General features: G+C 68.6%; 6 protein-coding genes. 1 reads left to right on the forward strand and 5 read right to left on the reverse strand.

Translation table 11 applies throughout. The features are described from left to right. The 5 genes from HUU96_RS11790 to HUU96_RS11810 form a co-directional block, all read right to left on the reverse strand. The coding region (locus HUU96_RS11790) for a deoxyribodipyrimidine photo-lyase (RefSeq protein ID WP_254605203.1) at window positions 1-1,396 on the reverse strand (1,396 nt) is incomplete at its 3' end. Next, window positions 1,393-1,887, reverse strand: a complete 495-nt coding sequence (locus HUU96_RS11795; protein ID WP_174292980.1) for a DUF427 domain-containing protein — start codon at window positions 1,885-1,887, stop codon at window positions 1,393-1,395. The genes HUU96_RS11790 and HUU96_RS11795, both read right to left, overlap by 4 nt. After that, window positions 1,884-2,240, reverse strand: a complete 357-nt coding sequence (locus HUU96_RS11800; protein ID WP_174292981.1) for a thiol-disulfide oxidoreductase DCC family protein — start codon at window positions 2,238-2,240, stop codon at window positions 1,884-1,886. Before HUU96_RS11800 ends, HUU96_RS11795 begins: the two co-directional genes overlap by 4 nt. A 318-nt stretch (window positions 2,241-2,558) precedes the next feature. Beyond that, window positions 2,559-2,999, reverse strand: a complete 441-nt coding sequence (locus HUU96_RS11805) for a GlcG/HbpS family heme-binding protein (RefSeq protein WP_174292982.1) — start codon at window positions 2,997-2,999, stop codon at window positions 2,559-2,561. A 43-nt stretch (window positions 3,000-3,042) separates the two neighbouring features. Beyond that, entirely contained in the window at window positions 3,043-4,059 is a 1,017-nt protein-coding gene (locus HUU96_RS11810) for a zinc-binding alcohol dehydrogenase family protein (RefSeq protein ID WP_174292983.1), read from the reverse strand. Between the two features lie 95 nt (window positions 4,060-4,154). On the opposite strand from HUU96_RS11810, the gene HUU96_RS11815 reads away from it, so the two are divergent. Then, entirely contained in the window at window positions 4,155-4,502 is a 348-nt protein-coding gene (locus HUU96_RS11815) for a winged helix-turn-helix transcriptional regulator (protein ID WP_174292984.1), read from the forward strand. Window positions 4,503-4,525: the final 23 nt, after the last annotated feature.

Here is a 4,525-nt window from a genome sequence, read left to right on the forward strand (position 1 = left end):
CTGCCGCCGCGAGCCACTCCGCGCCGCCGTCGCGGTGGCGTGTCGAGCCATCGCCGCGCGTCGCCACCCGGCCGTACACCGGTCGGTCGCGGTCGGCGGGCGAGCCGCCGAACATCGCGGCGATGTTGCCATAGGTAGCAGGATCACGCCCATCGAGGCTGAGCCGATCGTTGAGGTAGCAGGCCGTCGCCCAGGCGGCCTCGGGATCGGGCGTCATCGCGATGATCCGCTTGCCCCAATACATGCGCAGGTTGTTGTGCATCCAGCCGTCGATCAGAAACTGGCGCTGGCAAGCGTTCCACGTCTGGTCGTGCGTTTCGCCGCGCAGCATTGCGGCGAGCGGTTCGGCATCGGGGCGTGGATCGTGCGCGTGCGCGGCGAGCGCCTCCCGAGCCCAGCCTGCGACCCGGTCGTAGCGTTCGGGCGCGTCGAGCATACGCGCCTGATAATGGAACCACTCGCGCCAGCCGAGCAACTCATCGGCGAACTTGGTCTTGTGCTGGCCACCGGCCTTGGCCTTGATGACGGCGGCCATCACCTCGCGCGGGCCGAGTACGCCGAAGTGGAGGTAGGGCGACAGGCCGCTCGCGCCCTCCGCCCGTGTGGCATCGTTGCGCGACGAGGCGTAGCCGGGCAGCACCTCCGCGACCAGCCGCGCGAGCCGCGCCTCGGCCGCAGCACGACCGGCGGGATGCATGACACTGACCGGCAGCGTGTGGTCGATCTCCAGCCCCGCGACCAGCGCGTCGAGGTCGACCGCCTCCAGCCGGTCCGGCACGAACGGCCATAGCCCGTCATAAGGCGCGACGCCCGCCGCTTCGTCCTGCGCCTCCAGCCATGCCGTGCGTTCCGGCTCATGCCGGCGCAGGAAGCCCGAGCGGCCGCGGATGTCGTCGCCGAGCACGGCCGGCGGCACCAGGCAGGCGGCGTCGACCGCAAGGACCGGCACGCCGACACGCGCCGCGACCCCGCTCGCTTGCCGGCGGGTAATGGAGGTCGGCTGGTCCTCCAGCACGACCGCAGCGGCGTCCGCGGCGAGCCGGAGGACCAGCCCTTCCTCGCGCCGGTCAGCCCGGTCGACATGCTGAACGCACGCCAACCCGCGCTCGCGACACCCCGCGGCCAAGTCCACGCTCGCGCCAAGAATGAAGCGGTGCAGCCGGTCGGACGCATAGGGGTAATCCTCCCCCAGGCCATGATAGACCAGCACCGGCAGCCTTAACTCGTTGCCCAGCCGCACGGCCGCATCGATCACCGGATTGTCGCGCGCGCGCAGCGCCTGCCGCAGCCAGCACAGCACATAGCGACCATCGGCGTTCGGCGCGCAGTCGTTGAGCGCCCGGACGCGAGGCGCTTCACGCCAGTCGGCAAGGCCGGCCGGTAGATGCAACGTCACCATCCCATGCTGCCCGGTCCGCCCTTGAACGGCCCGGCAAGATGCGAGGTGATCCAGCCGCCATAGAACGCGCCCGGCTGAGGCACGACCGTCTCGCCATCGACCGTGCAACGATCGAACGGTGCCGCATAGAACGCGACATGGTCACGCAGCGGCGCGAACGGTACGGTCGGCGTCGCGTAGCTCCAGCCGACGCACGGCAGGACATCGCCGTCGACGATCACGTCCCAATAGGCCGCGGCACCCTTCCACTCGCAGAACGAGCTGCCATCGGCACGGCGCAGCATCCCCGCGGTGATGTCGCCGCGCGGGATATAGTAGCTTGGCGGGTGGCTGGTCTCCAAGGTGCGGATGGCCGAGCGCGTGTCCGCAACGATGCGCCCGCGATGCTCGATAACGATCCGCGCGGCAGTCGGCTCGGCAACCGCGGGACGAGGATAGTCCCAGACGCTCTCCTGTCCCGCACCTGCCGGATCAGCGCGTGGCCTCATGTCCGCGACACCCGATGGGCAAGACGCTGCAACCCCGGCCTCACTGTCAGGAACGCCAGATAGGTACGTTCGAGCAGCCGCAGCGCCAGCGGCGACCGCGCGAGCAGGCCCAACGGGCGCAGCAGCGGGATCGCCCGCCACATCGCCGCGAACGCCGCAGCCCCCGACAGCAGCGTGTCACCTTCCCTGGCATGGAACCGCGCAAGCAGTTCTCGCCGGTCGATCGGGCACGTCTCAGCCGTGGTCGCATCGACGAACCGGATCGCACCGCGCCAATCCAAGCGCCGCATCAGCGCGATCTCACGGCGGCAGAGCGGACATGCGCCGTCATGCCAGACTGTCAAGGTCGTCATGGACGCTATATGGGAGGTCGGCGGCGTTTCGCATCACGATTGTGTTTACAGGCGACCGCGAAGGTGTCCTTCAGGATCCGAAGCGGACGCTCTATCTGTCCGCCGCGTCATCCAAATGCCTTCGCGATCGCTTACAATCACCAACTGCCTACTGGTCGTTGTGAGCGACGACGAACAGCCGCTGATAGAGCACCGCTCAAGGTTAATCTTCTAAATCTATATGCGAAATTAACAACGTGGTGTTTCTAGGCTGCTGACGCCGAGTGATCTATCTTGGTGCAACGTCTCTTGGAGTGCCGACCCGCAAACTTCGATTACTCAAGCTGGCAGCTCAAACCCGGCCGCCTTGATCGCCGCCAGCGCCGCATCCTGGTCCTGCGTGGTGTTGCCGCCGGACAGGCCGATGCCGCCGACCAGCCTGCCGTTGTCGAACAAGGCATAGCCGCCGCCCACCGGCATCATTCGCGGCAGGTTCGCAAGCGGGGCGACCTGGGGATCGGCGATATAGTCGTTCCAGACGCTGGTCGGGTAGCCGTAGGACGCGGCCGTCCACGCCTTGTTGATAGCGACGTCAGCGGTGAGGAACGCGGCACCGTCGCTCCGCGCGAAGCCTTTCAGCGCGCCGCCGGCGTCAACGACGGCAACGGCCGCCTCGAACCCGGCGGCGTCGGCGGCGCTCAGTGCGGTCTCGACCAGCAGGTTGGACGCCGCGGTCGAGACGGACGCAGTGGCGACGATGCGTGTGAGTTCGTTGGTCATGGTGTCAGGTCCTCGATGTGTTTGGTGATTGATGACGCCGGGTTCAGGCCCAGCCTTCGAGCACGACCTTGCCGCGCATGGCGTTGCTCTCGACCATGGCATGGGCGCGCTTCAGATTGGCCGCGTCGATCGGCGACAGCCGCTCGGTCGCCGTGGTGCGCAGCCGACCGGCGTCAATGAGCCCGGCGACCTCAGCGAGGAGCCGGCCCTGCGCGTCGAGGTCCGCCGTGGCGAACAGCGGCCGGGTGAACATCAGCTCCCAGTGGATCGACACCGACTTGCGCTTGAACAGCACCGCGTCGAGCGTGGCGGGGTCGTCGATCAGCGCGAACCGGCCCTGCGGCGCGATCAGCTCGGCGATGGCGGCGAGGTGCCGGTCGGTATGGGTCGTGGAGAAGACGAAGGCGGGCGCGCCGATGCCGAGGGCGGCGATCTGGGGCGCGAGCGGCCGCGAATGGTCGATCACGTGGTGGGCGCCCATCGCCGTCGCCCAGGCCTGCGTCTCCGGACGCGAAGCCGTCGCGATGACCGTCAGGTCGGTCAGTTGCCGCGCGAGCTGGACGGCGATCGAGCCGACCCCGCCGGCGCCGCCGATCACCAGCAGCGCGTTGCCGGCGCCCGGCACCGGCCTGCGCACGTCCAGGCGATCGAACAGCGCCTCCCAAGCGGTGATCGATGTCAGCGGCAAGGCGGCCGTGTCGGCCCAGCCGAGCGACGCCGGCTTGCGCGCGACGATCCGCTCGTCGACCAGATGCCGCTCTGCGTTGGTGCCGTCGCGCGCGATGCTGCCGGCGTAGAAGACCTCGTCGCCGGGGCGGAAGGACGTGACCTCCGGCCCGATCGCCCGGACGATGCCCGCGGCGTCCCAGCCAAGGACGCGCGGATCTTCGCCGGTCGGGGCGGCGCTGCCGCGGATCTTCACGTCGACCGGGTTCACCGACACCGCCCTGACCTCGACCAGCAGGTCGCGCCTCGTGGCAACGTGCTCGGGCAGGTCGATGTCGATGAGGGAGTGGGGCCGGTCGATCGGACCGGGTTGCCTGTAGCCGATGGCCTTCATGGGAATGCTCCGGTTGTTCGGAGCAGAGATAGACCTATGTTCGACGCCGTTCAGTACGCACAAAGACCGCCCATAGTGTCGAAAAGGATACTGTCATGGCCAAGGCTCGCCACTCGCGGCTGGATTGCGATCCCGCCTGCCCCGTCGAGGCCGCCGTCAGCCTGATCGAGGGCAAGTGGAAGTGCGTGATCCTGTGGCACTTGCGCGAGGAGGGAACGCTGCGCTTCGGCGAGCTGCGCCGGTTCCTGCCGGACGTGACGCAGCGGATGCTGACCAACCAGCTGCGCGAGCTGGAGAGCGACGGGCTGGTCGGCCGCGTCGTCTACGCGCAGGTGCCGCCGAAGGTCGAGTACAGCTTGTCGGAGCGGGGGCGCACGCTGTCGCCCATCCGTATCCCTGCGGTGGGGGCCGCCTTGTCGGGCGCGGGTGATCGGCTGACCTAGCACTGGTGCAAGCGACGGTGTTT

Source organism: Sphingomonas bacterium (genome assembly GCF_903644135.1).
Taxonomy (GTDB): Bacteria; Pseudomonadota; Alphaproteobacteria; order Sphingomonadales; family Sphingomonadaceae; genus Sphingomonas.

Excerpts from the sequence above, each read along its gene's own strand:
- HUU96_RS11795 (WP_174292980.1), bottom strand. The coding sequence starts at position 1,887 with ATGAGGCCACGCGCTGATCCGGCAGGTGCGGGACAGGAGAGCGTCTGG.
- HUU96_RS11800 (WP_174292981.1), bottom strand. The coding sequence starts at position 2,240 with ATGACGACCTTGACAGTCTGGCATGACGGCGCATGTCCGCTCTGCCGC.
- HUU96_RS11805 (WP_174292982.1), bottom strand. The coding sequence starts at position 2,999 with ATGACCAACGAACTCACACGCATCGTCGCCACTGCGTCCGTCTCGACC.
- HUU96_RS11810 (WP_174292983.1), bottom strand. The coding sequence starts at position 4,059 with ATGAAGGCCATCGGCTACAGGCAACCCGGTCCGATCGACCGGCCCCAC.
- HUU96_RS11815 (WP_174292984.1), top strand. The coding sequence starts at position 4,155 with ATGGCCAAGGCTCGCCACTCGCGGCTGGATTGCGATCCCGCCTGCCCC.